We start from the raw sequence: 14,760 nt of genomic DNA, 5'->3' as shown, positions 1-14,760 counted from the left end.
AGCCTTCGCTGCTATCCTTCAGCTTGCTGAAGTACTTGAATAAGATTTCGTTCAAAGTCTGCAAATGCTGCGAATAAATGAAACATCAACTGGCGGGTTGCAGTTGATTTATCCATCGTAATTTTTTCCTGTAACCTGTGAAAGCTAATACCTCTACTATTAAGATCATTGACAATTTTTAAGAGATGTTGCATGTTTCACTCTAACGGTCAAGTCACCAAACAATAACAGTCTCACCTGGACGAACAAACCGGAGATTCCTCAAATCCTTTTCTTTACTCTTTTGATCCACTCATTTTGTCAGTTAAAATTTCTTCACAACCATGAGTTTTTTAAATCGTCTATTGCAAGTCCAACTTCTAAAGACCAGTTGATCCACAAGCATAACTACTATCATATAGAACCATCATTTCTAATTATTCCCAAAAATAATTGTACCATAACTTAGGCAAGAGGTATTTAAACATAGATTTATTAATAGAGTTAATGTAAATTATTTATAATTAAATATAGAAAACTAGATGACAAAATATTGTGTACAGAAATGATGACTTTCCGGACTGAACTCAAAAACAAATTAATCTTCAATTTGTATATTTCGTTTTACTCTTTCCGGTAATTTATCTCTCTTTATATGAATGAACAAAACCCCAAATAGCGTTATGATTCCTCCTATTACAGAAAGGGTAGTCGGTACCTCTCCAAGCCAAACCCAAGCAATCACAAATGTAAGAGCTGGTGTTAAGTAAAGGGAGCTTGTCGCCTCTGAAGCTCCTACCCGAGATGTTACATAAGCTAATGCAAGATAAGGAATAGCCTTAGGAAAGAAGATATAGCCCTTTGGGATGCACCAAAGGGAGGGTTTTTTATTTGGTTAAACATTTTGCCTAAACTATCGATGAGGGATCTTTATGTAAAAGCATTAGCTGAAGGTATTCTTCTTAACCCAGGGAATATATATGCTCAAGAATCGGACCGTTATATTCGCATTTCCTATGCGTATGCCTCATTAACAGATCTTAAAAAGGGAATCCTTAAAATGAGTCAAATCATTCGTGAATTAGTAAAGTGTTAATAAAAAATCCTCTTCCAATAGAAAATTGGTTGAGGATTTTGTTTACGCTTGCTGTCTGTTGATTTTTGAAAAAAATTATGAAGTCTGTATGTGGTGGGTATTTTCCTCAATTTTTTTATAAAATTTTAATGAAACAGATTCTGGTGTTGCTATTATTGTTATTGTTCCAATTCAAGTAGGTTGAGATCAAATGATATCTTTTTCGACCATTGTCAATACAATCTGCACTGAATTCCAAGCAGCTCCTTTTAATAAATTATCTGATACAATCCAGAGGTGGAAACCATATGGATTGTCAGGGTCTTTTCGAACTCTTCCAACAAACGTTTCGGTTTTTCCGACTGCGTAAATAGGCATTGGGTATAGTTGATTACTTGGAGAATCCTGCAAAACAACGCCCGGTGCCGAAGATAATACTTCTCTAATTTCATCAACAGTTGCTACTCGTTCCAATTCAATATAAACAGATTCAGAGTGCCCTGTTACAACTGGCACTCTGACACAAGTGGCAGCCATCTTTAGGTTAGAATCTTCGAATATCTTCTTGGTTTCTTGAATTATCTTTACCTCTTCAAAGGTGTAATCATTTTCAGTAAATACATCTACTTGCGGCATTACATTAAAAGCAATTGGATAATGTTTTTTATCTTTTTTTGCAGGCATTATAGATGCGGTAGCCTCTTCACCTGCGAGTAATTTCATTGATTGATCTTTTAACTCATTGATGGCATGTATTCCAGTTCCTGATACAGCTTGATATGTAGAGACAATAATTCTTTCTAAACCAAATAGTCTTCTAATCGGCTGAAGTGCTGTCACCATTTGTAAAGCAGAACAATTGGGTACTGCGATAATCCCCTTGTGTTTAATAAGAGTATGTGCATTCACTTCTGGAACAACAAGTGGGACTTCAGTTGACATACGATATTCGCTAGTATTATCAATCACCACTGCCCCACTTTCGACCGCGAATCTCACTAATTGTCTGGAAACTTTTCCGCCAGCACTAAAAAATGCGATATCAACATCCTTAAAGCTTGCTTCCTCTGCTTCCTTAATGATGATTTCTCGACCTTTGAAAGAAATTTTCTTACCAGCAGAGCGCTTCGATGAAAGAAGAGTGACTTCGTTTATATCAAATTGAGTTATCTGCTCCAGCAAGTTAATAATTTTCTGGCCGACTGCACCAGTAGCACCCACAACAGCGATATGATAGCTCTTTTTCCTCATAATTATTCTCCTCCGTTAATTAATTTTATGAAGTGGAATAGGTACATTTTTTTATTCCTACTTTTACTATAATGGAAGAGTTATTATTTGATAAATTGAAATATATGATATAATCATTCATAAATTATGATACTAAAAAGAGGTTTAGCTATGGAGATGAGACATGTTAAGACTTTCTGTGCTGTTGTTAAATATGGGGGATTCTCAAAAGCAGCGCGTGAATTAGATTATGCACAATCCACTGTAACAACGCATATTAAGGCTTTGGAGAACGACTTACAATCTCCACTTTTCGATCGGTTAGGGAAAAAAGTACTTTTAACAAAATCTGGGCATCATTTTCATCCTTATGCGTTAGAGTTACTTGCGATTTACGAAAAAGCACAAGAAATCCCAAAAGATAGCAATCATCCTGAAGGTACGCTTACGATTACTGCGAATGAATCTTTAGCTGTCTATCGATTACCAAATATCCTACAAAAATATAAATTGATAAATCCTAAAGTAAATATTGTTCTTGAGACGGGAACAAATGAACAAGCAATTAAGAAGCTGAGAGACGGAGAAACAGATATCATTTTTTTGATTGGACAATCAATGGAGTACGATGAGCTCATTACGACTCCTTTGTTTGATGAGACCTTAGGTTGGGTTTTACCGCCTGACTTAGCTTCATGTGATAATCCATTAAAGATATTAAAGGATTATCAGTTTATCTATACAGAGAGAAATTGTGGGTACAGAGCCATGGTGGATAATTACATACGTATGAGTGGACAGATGCCTGACAGAACATTTGAAAGTTCAAGTATTGAAGTGATTAAACAATCAGTTTTGTGTGGGTTGGGCCTTGCTATTCTTCCTTATATTGTTGTGAAAGAAAATTGTAACAATAACGAACTAATCTTTAAGCCAATTGAAGCACCACAATTTATTAAAAGTAATGTGATTTATCATAAATCCAGATGGATCTCTCCAGTACTACAATCTTTTCTTAGTATATTAGAAAAGTAGAATAATTTAATGTATGATTAAATACTATTATTTTTTCAAACAGTTGGTAACGATTTTAAAGAGCCTTACTATGTATAAAATGTAGTAAAGCTCTTGCTTATATAGTTAATTTAAATAACCAAAATCGACTTTCTTAATATCAAATTTTGCTTAGCGGATGTTTTCCACGTATTACTATCAGGCCCCCTTGATTTGGAAGAGACCAATGTCCTCTGAAATATAATGAACTCGAACTCAAAAAAATCAATAATATGATAATAATTAGCCCAATCTACTTCAGAGTATGCAAAAAGTACTCTCATCTATAATCGTAATAATTTTTCTATATCTAATGATTTAAACACTTCGATCCGAGCAACTCCACTATGAATAATAACAGCTTCATTCATCTACTTTGAAAATTATTGTATCTTGATAACATTAGTTACTATAAAATTATTATGTAAACTAATACCCCTTCAGATTGTCATGTAAACAAAAAATTATTACAGTGAAGCAAATAAGGATAAATTACCGGATTTGTTGTAAATTTGTATAATAATAAATTTTATTATATGATAGCCCCGATAATTTTGTAATAATATCCCTTCAAAAGTATAATTATGCAACGTGATTTTCCATAACCAAAGGATTATACTTGCTTTTTTCAACATGTATTGTAGTAATATCTTTAATGTCAGTTTACAATTTACACTTATTGTAATAGGAGGAATCAAACTGAATAAAATATATCCCGTAAACTATTTAAGCCATTTTTATAGTATTATAGTCTAAAAGGTTTGCTGCTTACATAAAGTGGATATGTCATAAGAAAGGAGAATTTACATGAAGACGATAGAGATAAAAAGATTGTCTGTTGGGAGTGTAGTTAAAAGCACTTTGTACTTATTATTTATCCCCATTATTGGCATGATTATTTTCGGATTATTTTCCTCATTATTATTATTTACCGAAGACGGGGTGATCGCCTTTACGGGCATTTTATTTATGCTTTTATTATCTGTATTGTATGCGGCCATTTATTTTGGCTTAATTGCACTCATGACCGTTATTTATAATTGGTTAGCTGGAAAATTTGGTGGATTGACGATGGTAATTGAAGAGAAAGAGTAAATACACTAGGCTGGGGTCATTTTATCCCAGCCTTACGGTTGTTTTATGAATTAAAATGGAGCATTTTTTTATGGTAGATTCTAATGAGTGTGAAGATTATCGCTGTTAGCCATATGAGTACGACAGCACTATACACAATGGGGTGAATCTCTTCATTGCTAATCCATGTTTGTGCAATTGTCCGAATGTTGATGAGAATGATGAATCCCCCAACAAGCACCCCCATTAATTGTGGATTTAATTTCTGTACAAGCCAAGCAGCAATCGGCGCTGCAATCACACCGCCTACCATGAGTGCGCCCACCCAAAGCCAGTTTACTTCGTTCCACCCTAATGAAATAAGAAAACCAATGGATGCAGAGAGGGCAATCGCAAATTCACTCGTGTCGACAGTACCAACCACTTTCCTTGGGCTAACCCCTTTTTTTGAAAGCAATACTGGTGTTGTAACAGGACCCCAACCGCCACCACCTGTTGCATCAGCAAATCCTGCTATAAAACCTAATGGAATCGATTGCTTTTTACTGAGATTGATTGATGACTGGTGGTTACTTTCCTTATATTTAAATAAAAATCGTATAAAGATAAAAACACCTAATAGTAAAAGGAAAAGGGCTATATATGGCTTCGCTAGATCACCTGGGATATTACTTAAAAACGTGGCACCTAAAAACGCGCCAATGGAACCAGGGATAATTAACTTATATACAGTTTGTTTATCAACATTGCCAAATTTTATATGTGAAATACCTGAAGCGGCTGTAGTGACCACTTCAGCAAGGTGGACCGAAGCGGAAGCAACGGCAGGAACAATGCCAAAAGCAAGTAAAAGCGAAGTAGAAGTCACGCCATATGCCATTCCGAGAGCACCATCAATTAACTGTGCGAATAAGCCAATAAAAATAAAGATTAATAAATTTTTCATAGGTAACCCCTCTTTCGTTAAATAAAAAAGGCAAAATCTATTGTCTAGATTTTGCCTTCGGTTGACCGAACAGCAGCTATATGTAAGGCTTCTAAGCTCTCTCTTTGTTGTTCTTTATTTAAACGGCATTCATCTGTTAGTACTTCTTGTAAATAGTCATTCTTTTCACTCTCACTAATTGGCAATTTTTTAACCAATTGTCTATACTCCGCGAGAAAAGTTGTATATTCCGTCCAACTTTCATCAAATTGTTTGCTTAACTGTTGTTTTAATGCTCTTGTTAACTTTGGACTACTCCCATTTGAAGTAACGGCTACTTGGAGGTGTCCTCTCGTTACAGTCGCAGGGAAGAGGGTATTGCCATCCGTTAATTCATCTACTACACAAACTAACTTTTTCTGCGTTAATATTTCGCCAAAGTGCTTATTAATCGCTCGATTATTGGTTGCAAGAATACAAAGAAACACATCCTCGAAATCAGCCAATTCAACCTCTCTTTTTATGCATTGAAATTGATTGTGTTGCGCTAATTCCAATACTTCATCTGAAAATGTTGGTGCAATGAAAGTAATGTTGGCCCTTTGTTCTAATAAAACCTTTGCCTTGCGTGCGGCAATCTTCCCACCTCCCGCAATGACAACTGCTTGATTACTTAAATCAATGACGAGTGGTTGCACTCTTCTCGACCCCCTTTATTTAAATATTGAACCAAACGAAGCTGTATGCTGGAGATATGACTTAATGGGTCAATGATGAAAGTCTGATCTCCTAAAGCTCTTTTCTGTTCAGTAAATTGTTGCAATTCATCTAGTAATAAACCTGAAAATAATAAGTAAGGGATAATGATTATTCTGCTTTTTGTACGATTCTCTAATAAATGATAGCCTTCTTCAAGTCGAGGGGTCGCAGCCGCAAGAAAACAGGAAGTTACGTTGTTCACTGCTAACTTTGCCTTTAGCCCCTTTGTTATTAATTCAAAATCCGCATAGATGTTCACGTCACTACTTCCTCTTCCTACAACAAGTAATTGATCTTTTTCAGTAATGGGAGATAATTTTTCGTTTAACAAATCACCTATTCCGTCTAAGATATAGTTCTGAACGCCAAAAGGTGGATGGAGATGGATTTTAATAGCTGAAAATCGCTTCTTCAATGATAGAAGAATGGTAGGAATATCCTTCTTGAAATGACCTCCTTTTAATAAAAGTAACGGAATAACATCAATTTCTCGCGCCCCTTGATGAACACAAGCTTCTATTCCTTGTTCAATCGTGGGGGCACATATTTCTAAATAAGACCATTTTTGTATAGGGACATTTACTTGTTTCATGATGGTCTGCAAAAAACTTTCTACTTCCCGTAGCCCTTTTTTTGACCTTGTGCCGTGAGCAATATAAAGAATGGCTTTCATTCGCTATGAACCTTCTGAAGGGCTGTGCCATTTTCAATATACCAGTTCAGATCGTCTCGTAATTTAACAACTTCTCCAATTATAATCATGCTTGGATTGATGATTGCTTCGTCTTCCGCTAACCTTACAATTGTATTTAATTTTCCTGTTATCGTCCGTTGTTTTACTGTTGTTCCCCACTCCACAATAGCAATTGGGGTATCACTATTTTTTCCGCTTTTTATGAGGTGATTAACAATGACAGGCAATTGTGAAACGCCCATATATATACAAAGTGTATCGACCCCATGTGCTAAGTGATGCCATTTTTGGTCAGCAACTGAGTCACCCGCTTGATGACCGGTAATAAATGCAAAGCTTTGACTGATGTGCCGATGGGTGACAGGAATGCCGGCATAGCTCGCAGCACCAATGCCAGCAGTAATCCCAGGAATCACTTCAAATGGAATACGATGTTTAACACATTCAAGCGCCTCTTCTCCTCCTCGACCAAACACGAAGGGATCCCCACCTTTAAGGCGAACAACGGCTAATCCTTTTTTTGCATATTTTACGAGAAAATTGTTAATCGTTTCTTGTTTCATCGTATGATAATGAGGAAGCTTTCCACAATAAATCAATTGTGCCTCTTCTCTCGCAAATGATAAAATATCCCGATTGACTAGTCGATCATATAAAATGACATCCGCTTGCTGAATTTTTTTAATTGCTTTTAATGTAAGTAATTCGGGATCGCCACAACCTGCACCAACAAGGTAAACATGCCCCTTCATTTATCTGCCTCCATCATTCATCTAATATAAAACCGACTTTTTTTGTTATCCGTTTCTTTTCTCTTAGCGTTACTTCGTTTATCTCTGGCAAATTTAAATAATATTTTTCTAGTTCAATATCTAACTGGGTAAATGCTTCATCATCAGAATCAGCTACAATGACTGCTGGAATTTCCTTATTTACCAATGACAATTCAAACCTATATAGAAAGGCCATCTTTATGAGTCTCCAATACAATATTTAGTTGCTCTTGCAAAGATTGTGTGCCATTTCTTTGCACAAAAGTATAAAAATTCTCTCCTGCTATTTTTTCCTTTTTAAAAAAATGCAGTAGATGTTCGAGAGTATCTGTGAGGAAGTTAGCTGGTACTTTCCCTTTTAATTTTTTGTTAAACTCTCCGCCAGATTCTAACGTCCCTCCAACATACACTTCATAAGCTTCTTCCATTTCCTTATTCTTGTTTCGTATCATCACACCTTGTAAACCGATATCGGCAATTTGCCGTTGACCGCAGGAATTCGGACAACCAATCATATGCATGCGTACTGGAACATCAACAGTTAAGCGACGGTCAAGTTCTTCTGCAATTTGGCGCATTCTTTCTTTTGTCTCAACTAAAGCTAAGTTGCAAAATTGGATACCTGTGCAAGAAACGGAATGGCCGATAAAAGAATTCGGATTCACTGTAATTCTATTAAAAATAGGTTCGGCAAGTAGCGATTCTACATGTTCTTCTGGGATATGTGGAAGAATCAAGTTTTGTGAATTACATGTTCTAATTTCACCTTGACCATATTGATCAGAGATTCGAATAAGCTCAAATACTTCATCCGCGGTTAACCGGCCGACAGGTACATTGAAACCGATGAACTTAAGCCCTGATTGTTTCTGATCATGGACACCATAGAAATACCCTGCATTCCATTTCTTCACGGGTTCAACCCCTTTAGAAGGCAGTACTCCTGTATATTCTTCAAGTTTTTCTTTAAATTTCTCCACACCCCAATCAGCAATTAAAAACTTTAATCTAGCACGATGGCGTTTATCTCGATAACCGTAATCTCTGAATATAGTTGTTACGGCAATAGCAACCTGTAACACCTGCTCTTTTTCTACAAAAACATCTACGGTTTCTGCTAGAAATGGCTTAGCAGATAGGCCTCCCCCTACTTTTAAATGAAAGCCTTGTTTTACGGCACCATCGATGTTTTTTTCAGCCGGTGTAAAAGAGACACAGTTAATTTCTGCATTAGCGGCGTTTTGTAAGTTTGTACTGATAGACATTTTATATTTTCTTGGTAAATTCGAAAATTCCTCATTAAATTGGAAGTACTCATACACTTCTTTAACAATATCTCTCGTATCAAATAATTCGTCAGGGTCAATACCTGCAATTGGATTTCCGACTATATTCCTTGTTATATCCCCACATGCACCAGCACTGGAAAGACCGACACTTTCTAGTCTTGTGAAAATATCAGGGATTTCTTCAATCGTTAACCAGTGAAATTGAATCGCTTGTCGCGTCGTAATGTCGAAAATTCCGCGACCATAATCTTTGGCAATACCAGCTAGAATATTCGCTTGTTCCTTCGTTAAAATTCCAGAAGGTACATTCACACGCATCATAAAATACCCAGCTTCTTTAGGCTTTTGCAAATACAAGCCTGCCCATTTAAAAAGGTCCCATTGGTCTTTAGGAATAGATGAGAAGCCATTTTTTGCATAATGTGGAATGTCCTCATAAATTTTCAGGCCATCTTTTTCTAGTTTTGCTAATTCGGTTTTGTTTAGTTTTTCATTACTTGACCAATGCTTTGTATAAGCCATTGTCTACAACTCCTTAATGATTTGATGTTGTTGCAAAAACGTTAGTATTTCAGTTATTGCTTCCTCTACTGATAAACGGTCGGACCTAATTGTTACATCTGGATGTTTAGGAGGCTCATAAGGGGAATCGATTCCGGTGAAGTTTTTTATTTCGCCTCTACGCACTTTTTTGTATAATTTCTTCGGATCCCTTTTCTCGCATTCTGCTAACGGGCAGTCAATAAATATTTCAAAAAATTCATTGGAGGCAAACTGTTCACGCACGCGATCACGGTCTGCTGCGAAAGGTGAGATGAATGCCGTAACGACAATTGTTCCACTATCAACAAACAGTTTAGCTACCTCCCCAATACGGCGGATATTTTCTGTGCGATCTTTTTCAGTAAAGCCTAAGTCTGCATTTAGACCATGTCTGATATTATCACCATCAAGGACATACTCTTTAATACCTTGTTCAAACAATTTGGCTGATAAAGCACTCGCCAAAGTAGATTTTCCAGAACCAGATAATCCAGTAAACCATAATGTACAACTACCATGTTGCTGCTTTAAGCGACGTTCCTTTTTTGAAATGAGCGTATCGTACCAAGTAAGATGACGGCTTGCCATATTTATCCTCCTTTCTAGACGCTTACATCAGTCTTTAAGCCATTAATCAATACATCAATTACTTCTTTACGGCTAAATGTGGAAGGGGGCTGTTCACCCTTGCTTAATAGTTCTCGTACTTTTGTGCCAGATAATATCACTCGATCTTCTTGTTCATGAGGACATGTTTTATTTGAAGCCATCCCTTCACAGCGGTAGCAATAGAAGCTATGTTCAAAAAATAAGGGGGTAATGCCAAGTTCCTCTTCAGCAAATTGTTGGAAAATATATTGGGCATCATATGTACCGTAATAATTCCCAACACCCGCATGATCTCTGCCGACGATAAAATGTGTACAGCCGAAATTTTTTCTGACTATGGCGTGAAACACTGCTTCTCTAGGCCCAGCATATCTCATCGCTGCCGGGTAAACACCCAGATGAACACGTTCACGAGGAAAATATTCTTTTAATAAGATGCGATAACTTTCTAAACGGATATCTGCTGGGATATCATCTGCTTTTGTTTCACCTACTAGTGGATTCACAAATAAGCCATCGACCGTTTCAAGCGCAGCTTTTTGAATATACTCATGCGCTCGGTGAATTGGATTACGCGTTTGAAAACCAACAATTGTTTGCCAACCCTTTTCAGCAAACAATGCCCTTGTATCCTTTGGCTCTAACCAGACATCTGCAAAGTCTTTCTTCTCAGGTTTTTTGATGAGGATGATCTCTCCAGCTACATAGATATTGCCTCTTTCAAAAAGTCGTTTAACCCCTGGATGAGCTTTATCTTTTGTGCGATAGACAGATTGTGCTTCTGTTTCTAAATCAGGTTCAAACCACTCAGAAACAGTAATGACGCCATAGGTTGTATTTTCTAAAACCAAACGATATTGCTCACCTTTTTGAAGTTGGGTAGCAATCAAACCATCAACAGGTAAAGTGATGGGAATGGACCATATTGTTCCATCACTTAATCTCATGTCTTGAACAACAGATTCATAATCTTCTTTTCCTAAGAATCCTGTTAAAGGACTAAATAACCCAACAGCCATCAGCTCTAAATCACTTAGTGCAATTTTGTCAATTCCTATACTGTTTGACACCTTAGAAATATCAAATTCTGGCTCAAATCTTTGAATTAATGTACCTCCATGTGGGCTTGGTATGCTCATCTGTTTACTCCTTTTTTATGAATTTGTATGCAACCCGCATTCTGTTTTCGTTAAGCCTTGCCAACGACCCGCGCGGGAATCAGCGTCTTCATTTGTTGGTTGCGTGCAAGGAAAACACCCAATACTCGGATAGTTCACATCGTGTAAAGCGTTATAGGGTAATTGTTTTTCTTTGATATAATCCCAGACATCTTTCGTGCGCCAATGAATAAGTGGACAAATTTTGATGTTTGTGAATTTCTCATCCCTGTTAACAAAATTAGTATGCTTTCTTGTCGGCGACTGTTCGCGCCTAAGACCTGAAATCCATGCTTTTTTTCCCACCATTGCTTCTTGTAAAGGCAGTATTTTACGTATTTGACAGCATTGATTCGGATCTTTTTTCCACAATGCCGACTCGTAACGAGCGGCTTGTTCATCTAATGTTAAATGAGGTTTTTTCATTTCAACTTGAAGCGCTGGAAAACGTTTTTTTATGTCTTCAATCACTTGATAAGTTTCAGGAAAGTGTAAATCCGTATCAAGAAAAACCAACTTAGCCTCTCTTTTGATTTGCGTAATTAAGTCGATAAGGACGATGGCTTCGGCGCCAAAACTAGAAGCATACACAATTTCATCTTCGTTGTACGTGTGATAGGCCCACTCTAGAACAGACAAAGCGCCTTTCGAGTGATCATCGGTAGTAAAGCTTGCAGAAATATCCTGCCAGTACTCATAAGTAATTGCCTGTTGCATTTCATCCCTCCTTTTCCGATAAAAAAAGACGGCATTTCCCCATTGAAGGAAAATGTCCGCCTTTAGTTGTCTAATCAGCGAATGACTAATTATTATTAAAGAATCACCTCTTATACAAAAAACACCTTTTCAATAAGAAAAGGTGTGAGATAACGATTCATGACACCTTATCTTTCAAAATGAATCAACATTTTGCTGGAATTAGCACCTTGCAGTAAGCAGGTTGCCGGGTTTCATCGGGCCAGTCCCTCCACCTCTCTGGATAAGAAAATATTGGATAAGATAAATCCTAACATACTATCAATAAAAGTCAATAAAAAATCTAATTTTTATCATTTATCAGAATTATTCAACTGAAACTGATGAATATACACTTTAAGAAAAAGTTAATTTCTTTTGAGAGCATTTCCCAAAAATCCTCATAAAAGAAATAACGTTTTATAAAGGGTGTAACTGCCGTTAATAATTAGTTAAAGATATAGTAAAAAAGATGGTACGAGCTTCACTTTTGATGGCCTCAATTGTTCTTTGAAATTAAAATCGAAAATAATCATATTAGGAGAATCATATACTGCATTTACAACTAAAAGATTTCCTCCAAAAGCTGCCCTAGAAAAATTAAAGACATAATACTTCTCACTTAGCTAAAAGTAAAATTTCAACTACCTTCATTCTCTTAAAGGAGAATTAATAAGAATAGAAGCTTTATCCCAACTTTTCTTGTGTTTTTGGAGCCAGGTGTAAATCAGAACATTTGCCAGCCTTCAAAATAAAACTATCAGAATATTCGGGATATTTAACCTCTAATTTTTTTCCTAGTTTAATGACTTTATCTAAATCTACACCTGTTGAAATATTCATCTCTTCAAAACCATGAATAAGGTCTTCAGAGGAGATATTCCCAGTGGCGTTTGGTGCATAAGGGCATCCACCTAGTCCAGCAATCGAGCTATCAAAATCTCGAACACCCATTTCATAGCCTGCTACGGCATTGGCAAAAGCCATACCTCTCGTATTATGCAAATGTAAGGAAAAGGATAATTTTGGGAATTTATTAGTGAGATGCCCAATAATGCGCTTAACTTTTACTGGATTCGCCATCCCTGTTGTATCAGCTAACGATAACTGATATATTCCCATATCTATATATCTTTTGCAAATCTCTTCAATTCTTACCAAAGGTACATCCCCTTCGTAAGGGCATCCAAATATGACAGAAATGCTGCCTGATACACCCATAGAAGCTTCTGTTGCGCGTTTTACTAGAGGTTCAAAACCTTTCATTGCATCGAACGTTTTGCTATTAGCGTTACTGATACTGTGGGAATCTGTTGCTGAAAGCATTAGTTTTACTTTATCTACTTCTGCTTGAATCGCTCTTTCTAATCCTCGTAAATTCGGGACAAGCGCACGTAGTTTTACCCCTTGCTTGCGCTTAATTTTTTGCAGTACTTCAGCAGCGTCCGACAGCTGAGGAATCGCTTTTGGGTGAACAAAAGATGTGACCTCAATTTGCTTGAAACCGCAGTTAATCATTGAATTAATCCATTCGACCTTTTCTTCTGTAGGAATGATTTCTGCCAGACTTTGAAAGCCATCGCGGGGGCAAACTTCAGAAATAATGACCTCTTCTTTCAAATTCATGTTTTTCCCTCCTTAGATTACATTATTCTCTTTTAGAATCTCAATTTCTTCATGATTATAATTAAGAATGCCAGAAAGGATTTCCTCATTGTTCTCTCCCAAATCTGGGCCTACATTACGAACAGCCCCAGGTGTCTCAGAGAATTTAGGGATGATACCAGGCATTTTTATTTTTCCTAGACGAGGGTGGCTAACCTCTATGATATTTTGTCGTTCTTTATAGTGAGTGTCTTCGAAGATATCTTTAATACTATATATTGGACTAATTGGGACCCCATAGTCATCTAGCAGATTCTGCAATTCTTCTCTATTAAATTGTTTCACCCAATCGGCAACAATTCCGTTTGTTTCCTCAAAACGGCTAAGGCGGGCGGCATTATTATGATATCGCTCATCTTCAAGCATATCTTCCCTGCCCATTGCAGCTGCTAAACGTTCAAATGTACGATCAGAGCTAGTGACAAGAGACATCCAGTGACCATCTTTTGTTTGAAATGTTCCTGCCGGACTGGAGTGTCCGCTCAAACCTGGCGTACGCTCTTTCACGATTTGCTTTTGATCATATTCCGCAATAAGAAATTCCATCATTCTAAACATAGATTCATATAATCCGATATCAATATATTGTCCTTCCCCTTGTTCTGCTGTATCACGATGATATAGTCCTGTAACCGTTGCAAAAGCAACGTAAATACCCGTTACATAATCTGTTAATGAAAAAGACGGACTAATGGGAGGTCGATCCGTGTATCCATGTAAATAAGTAAATCCACTATAGGCAGTCGCCGGTGTACCAAATCCTGCTTTACTGGCATTGGGACCTGTCTGACCATACCCTGTAACCCTTGTCATGATTAAGTTCGGATTCTCTTTCTTTAAATCTTCATATCCAACCCCCCATTTTTCCAACGTACCTGGTCTGAAGTTTTCTATAACTACATCTGACACTCTAACAAGCTTTCTTAAAATTTCTTTCCCTTCTTCTTTATGCAAATCTAAAGTAAGTGATTTTTTATTTCTTGCTAAAGCTGGCCACCTTAATGGTTCATCCTCACGAAAAGGACCCATGCCTCTTAATGTATCCCCTTTACCGGGAATCTCTACTTTAATAACCTCAGCTCCAAAATCCCCTAGTAATGTAGCGCCAAAAGGTGCCGCAATCATTGTAGACAAATCTAGCACTCTCTTACCAGTTAGAGGGCCATATTTCTGTTTATTATCCATTACTTTTAACCTCTC

At 37.0% G+C, this 14,760-nt stretch carries 16 protein-coding genes, 1 pseudogene and 1 riboswitch; of the genes and pseudogenes, 3 read left to right on the top strand and 14 right to left on the bottom strand.

What is annotated here, in order from left to right; translation table 11 throughout:
• Positions 1-11 precede the first annotated feature (11 nt).
• Together H9655_RS22880 and H9655_RS05130 are read right to left on the bottom strand one after the other, a co-directional pair.
• Positions 12-194: a recombinase family protein gene (locus H9655_RS22880; RefSeq protein WP_404826070.1), complete on the bottom strand. Its 183-nt coding sequence runs from the start codon at positions 192-194 to the stop codon at positions 12-14.
• A 383-nt stretch (positions 195-577) separates the two neighbouring features.
• Positions 578-826 (bottom strand): annotated as a pseudogene (locus H9655_RS05130) (EamA family transporter); the annotation flags it as partial.
• 72 nt (positions 827-898) lie between these two features.
• On the opposite strand from H9655_RS05130, the gene H9655_RS22365 reads away from it, so the two are divergent.
• Positions 899-1,075 carry a hypothetical protein gene (locus H9655_RS22365; RefSeq protein WP_404826069.1) on the top strand — a complete coding sequence of 59 codons (177 nt, stop codon included), beginning with the start codon at positions 899-901 and terminating at the stop codon, positions 1,073-1,075.
• 186 nt (positions 1,076-1,261) lie between these two features.
• Here the strand turns inward: H9655_RS22365 and H9655_RS05125 are convergent, their stop codons facing one another.
• The gene (locus H9655_RS05125; protein WP_191811613.1) at positions 1,262-2,305 is read right to left on the bottom strand and encodes an aspartate-semialdehyde dehydrogenase; all 1,044 of its coding nucleotides are present in this window, start codon (positions 2,303-2,305) and stop codon (positions 1,262-1,264) included.
• A gap of 150 nt (positions 2,306-2,455) precedes the next feature.
• Between H9655_RS05125 and H9655_RS05120 the strand changes: the two genes are divergently transcribed.
• Both H9655_RS05120 and H9655_RS05115 read left to right on the top strand, forming a co-directional pair.
• Positions 2,456-3,319 (top strand): LysR family transcriptional regulator, encoded by an 864-nt coding sequence (locus H9655_RS05120; RefSeq protein ID WP_191811611.1) that lies wholly within the window; start codon positions 2,456-2,458, stop codon positions 3,317-3,319.
• An 825-nt stretch (positions 3,320-4,144) separates the two neighbouring features.
• Entirely contained in the window at positions 4,145-4,432 is a 288-nt protein-coding gene (locus H9655_RS05115) for a SoxR reducing system RseC family protein (protein WP_191811608.1), read from the top strand.
• Positions 4,433-4,475: 43 nt separating this feature from the next.
• Here the strand turns inward: H9655_RS05115 and H9655_RS05110 are convergent, their stop codons facing one another.
• The 11 genes from H9655_RS05110 to H9655_RS05060 form a co-directional block, all read right to left on the bottom strand.
• On the bottom strand, positions 4,476-5,357 hold the full coding sequence (locus H9655_RS05110; protein ID WP_191811606.1) for a sulfite exporter TauE/SafE family protein: 882 nt from the start codon (positions 5,355-5,357) through the stop codon (positions 4,476-4,478).
• Between the two features lie 44 nt (positions 5,358-5,401).
• Positions 5,402-6,034 carry an NAD(P)-dependent oxidoreductase gene (locus tag H9655_RS05105; RefSeq protein WP_191811603.1) on the bottom strand — a complete coding sequence of 211 codons (633 nt, stop codon included), beginning with the start codon at positions 6,032-6,034 and terminating at the stop codon, positions 5,402-5,404.
• Positions 6,010-6,768 (bottom strand): sirohydrochlorin chelatase, encoded by a 759-nt coding sequence (locus H9655_RS05100; RefSeq protein ID WP_191811601.1) that lies wholly within the window; start codon positions 6,766-6,768, stop codon positions 6,010-6,012. Before H9655_RS05100 ends, H9655_RS05105 begins: the two co-directional genes overlap by 25 nt.
• On the bottom strand, positions 6,765-7,541 hold the full coding sequence (gene cobA, locus H9655_RS05095; protein ID WP_191811599.1) for a uroporphyrinogen-III C-methyltransferase: 777 nt from the start codon (positions 7,539-7,541) through the stop codon (positions 6,765-6,767). Before cobA ends, H9655_RS05100 begins: the two co-directional genes overlap by 4 nt.
• 13 nt (positions 7,542-7,554) lie before the next feature.
• Entirely contained in the window at positions 7,555-7,758 is a 204-nt protein-coding gene (locus H9655_RS05090) for a DUF3906 family protein (RefSeq protein ID WP_191811597.1), read from the bottom strand.
• Complete coding sequence (locus H9655_RS05085; protein WP_191811595.1) at positions 7,742-9,373, bottom strand: nitrite/sulfite reductase; 1,632 nt, start codon at positions 9,371-9,373, stop codon at positions 7,742-7,744. The genes H9655_RS05090 and H9655_RS05085 overlap by 17 nt, the downstream gene beginning before the upstream one ends.
• A 3-nt stretch (positions 9,374-9,376) precedes the next feature.
• On the bottom strand, positions 9,377-9,982 hold the full coding sequence (cysC, locus tag H9655_RS05080; RefSeq protein ID WP_191811593.1) for an adenylyl-sulfate kinase: 606 nt from the start codon (positions 9,980-9,982) through the stop codon (positions 9,377-9,379).
• A 14-nt stretch (positions 9,983-9,996) separates the two neighbouring features.
• Positions 9,997-11,142 (bottom strand): sulfate adenylyltransferase, encoded by a 1,146-nt coding sequence (sat, locus tag H9655_RS05075; RefSeq protein WP_191811591.1) that lies wholly within the window; start codon positions 11,140-11,142, stop codon positions 9,997-9,999.
• A 15-nt stretch (positions 11,143-11,157) separates the two neighbouring features.
• Positions 11,158-11,877, bottom strand: coding sequence for a phosphoadenylyl-sulfate reductase (locus tag H9655_RS05070; RefSeq protein WP_191811588.1), 720 nt, complete (start codon positions 11,875-11,877; stop codon positions 11,158-11,160).
• Positions 11,878-12,041: 164 nt separating this feature from the next.
• A riboswitch (SAM riboswitch) is annotated at positions 12,042-12,146 on the bottom strand.
• Between the two features lie 436 nt (positions 12,147-12,582).
• Entirely contained in the window at positions 12,583-13,521 is a 939-nt protein-coding gene (locus H9655_RS05065) for a hydroxymethylglutaryl-CoA lyase (protein WP_191811586.1), read from the bottom strand.
• 12 nt (positions 13,522-13,533) lie between these two features.
• On the bottom strand, positions 13,534-14,745 hold the full coding sequence (locus tag H9655_RS05060) for a CaiB/BaiF CoA transferase family protein (protein ID WP_191811584.1): 1,212 nt from the start codon (positions 14,743-14,745) through the stop codon (positions 13,534-13,536).
• Positions 14,746-14,760 lie beyond the last annotated feature (15 nt).

Origin of the sequence: Cytobacillus stercorigallinarum, assembly GCF_014836495.1 — a bacterium.
In the GTDB taxonomy this organism is placed as follows: domain Bacteria; phylum Bacillota; class Bacilli; order Bacillales; family Cytobacillaceae; genus Cytobacillus; species Cytobacillus stercorigallinarum.
Note: the sequence above shows the minus strand (reverse complement) of the source record. Positions and strands in the feature narration are given on the sequence as shown.